Genomic DNA, 1,740 nt, shown 5'->3' on the forward strand with positions numbered 1-1,740 from the left:
TCGATGCGCTGCTCGCCGAGGCGCCGCGCGGCCTGATCCACGTGTACATGGCGACGGTGTCGGTCGCGCTGGCCGAATCGCTCGCGCACGCGCATGCGTCGCGCGGCATCCATTACGTCGCCGCGCCGGTGATGGGCCGGCCCGATGTCGCCGCCGCCGCGCGCCTGACGATCATGGCGGGCGGCCCGGCCGAGGCGATCGACCGCGTGCAGCCGCTGTTCGACGCGATCGGCCAGAAGACCTGGCGGTTCGGGTCGCTGCCGCAGCATGCGAACGTCGCGAAGATCGCCGCGAACTTCACGCTCGCGTCGGCGATCGAGACGCTCGGCGAGGCCTCGGCATTGCTCGGCGCGCACGGCGTCGCGATGCGCGACTTCCTCGACGTGATCACCGGCAGCGTGTTTCCGGGCCCGGTCTACGAAGGCTACGGCTCGATGATTGCCGAGCGGCGCTACGAGCCCGCACGCTTCAAGGCGCGCCTCGGGCTGAAGGACGTTCGCCTCGCGCTGGAAGCCGGTGACGCCGTGTCGGTGCCGCTGCCGGTGGCGAGCGTCGTGCGCGACAACCTGCTCGATGCGCTCGCACACGGCGGCGGCGAGCAGGATTTCGCGGTGCTCGGCGAAGTCGCGCTGCGCCGCGCGGGCCGCTGATCCGCCGCGCGACAGAAGTCCGGCGCACCGGCATAATCGACGTTTCGTTTTCCCTTACATCGACGCAGAGGCAGGCATGAACTTGCATACGTGGTGGCTTTTCGTGGCGACGGTGTTCGTCGTGTCGGCGATTCCGGGCCCGAACATGCTGCTGGTGATGACGCACGGTGCGCGGCACGGGCTGCGGCGTTCGACGTGGACGATGGCCGGCTGCCTCAGTGCGCTGGTGCTGATGCTGTCGGTGTCGGCGGCGGGTCTCGGCGCGGTGCTGGAAGCCTGGCCGGCGATGTTCAACACGTTGCGCTTCGCGGGTGCGGCCTACCTGATCTACCTCGGCGTGAAGGCGTGGCGCGCACGCGTCGACGACGAGCAGCCTGCCGCCGACGTCGACACCGTGTCGCGCCAGGCTGCGCCCGCATCGCACGGGACGCTGTTCCGCAACGGTTTCCTGGTCGCGGGCAGCAACCCGAAAGCGATCCTGTTCGCGGCCGCGCTGCTGCCGCAGTTCATCAACGCGGCCGAGCCGACGCTGCCGCAGTTCGGCATTCTCGTCGTCACGTTCGCGGTGATCGAGGTGAGCTGGTATCTCGTCTACGCGTCGTTCGGCACGCGCATCGGCGCGACGTTGAAGAGCCAGAGCGTGGCGAAGGTCTTCAACCGGCTGACGGGCGGGCTGTTCGTCGGCTTCGGCGCGATGATGGCGCTGGTCCGTCACTGATTTCGCACTGGTACCGGTGCGCCGAACGCCCCGTCCCTCGCAAGAGGGCGGGGCGTTCGGCTTTTAGGGAGTTCGGAAGAGCGTCGTGTAGGGAACGTGAGTGCGCAAGCGTGGAGAGCTCGGGGGTCGCCGATGCAGGAAAAAAAAAAAAAAAGGAAAAAGAACGAAGGTGGCACAAGACTGAACAAAAAAGAGAGTGCAAGTAACGAAACGACCATACGCAAGGATACTATCACAGTAACGTAAATATAGCAAGACACCAATAGTATCACGGAGCAATATACAGTACAATAATCACTAAAAACACAGAGACAGCAATAATAGTCATGACACATAAATCAGACCACACATAGAGCAAACGAAAAAAAAGAA

At 64.4% G+C, this 1,740-nt stretch carries 2 protein-coding genes; both read left to right on the forward strand.

The window, feature by feature from the left end:
* The coding region (locus G3N93_RS39395) for an NAD(P)-dependent oxidoreductase (RefSeq protein WP_206135458.1) at positions 1 to 650 on the forward strand (650 nt) is incomplete at its 5' end.
* 76 nt (positions 651 to 726) lie between these two features.
* Positions 727 to 1,368 carry a LysE family translocator gene (locus G3N93_RS39400; RefSeq protein ID WP_206135459.1) on the forward strand — a complete coding sequence of 214 codons (642 nt, stop codon included), beginning with the start codon at positions 727 to 729 and terminating at the stop codon, positions 1,366 to 1,368.
* Positions 1,369 to 1,740 lie beyond the last annotated feature (372 nt).

Origin of the sequence: Burkholderia sp. Se-20378 (genome assembly GCF_017104665.1) — a bacterium.
In the GTDB taxonomy this organism is placed as follows: Bacteria; Pseudomonadota; Gammaproteobacteria; order Burkholderiales; family Burkholderiaceae; genus Burkholderia; species Burkholderia lata.